This window comes from Oligella sp. HMSC05A10 (assembly GCF_001808335.1).
GTDB lineage: Bacteria > Pseudomonadota > Gammaproteobacteria > Burkholderiales > Burkholderiaceae_B > Oligella > Oligella urethralis.
On record NZ_KV792901.1, the window covers coordinates 1 to 513 of the forward strand.

At 48.1% G+C, this 513-nt stretch carries 1 protein-coding gene; it reads left to right on the forward strand.

The genetic code is table 11. The features are described 5' to 3' along the window. Positions 1-154: 154 nt before the first annotated feature. A partial coding sequence (locus HMPREF3144_RS04745) for a reverse transcriptase domain-containing protein (protein ID WP_246823896.1) occupies positions 155-513 on the forward strand: 359 nt, incomplete at its 3' end.

Sequence of the window (513 nt, forward strand, 5' to 3'; positions counted from 1 at the left end):
TATGAGCCAAGGAATAGACCGCCCTCAGGTGAAGATATGCCATAGAAATGTAGCGCACGTAAGAAATGGAGAGCATGACGTAATGCGCAGAGTGTATTACAGCTTGTATGGCAGACTCTTAGACAAAGAGCTGCTGTTAAGGAGCTACAAGAAGGTGAGACGAGCAGGCGGAGCGGCTGGCATCGATGGTCAGACGCTTGCGCAGTTTGGCGAGCGCTTGGACGACAATCTGCTGCAATTACTTAATGAACTCAAAACGAAACAATACCGAGCGCTGCCGGTTAAGCGGGTAGAGATACCGAAAGCAGATGGCGGAGTTAGGTTGCTTGGCATACCAAGTGTTCGTGACAGAGTAGTGCAACAAGCGGTCAATGAATTGCTGACCCCGATATTTGAGGAGCAATTTCACCCATCAAGCTTTGGCTACAGACCGAATCGAAGTTGTCATGATGCTATTAGCAAAGCAACGATGTTTATAAGACGCTACGGACTTAAGCACGTAGTGGATATGGA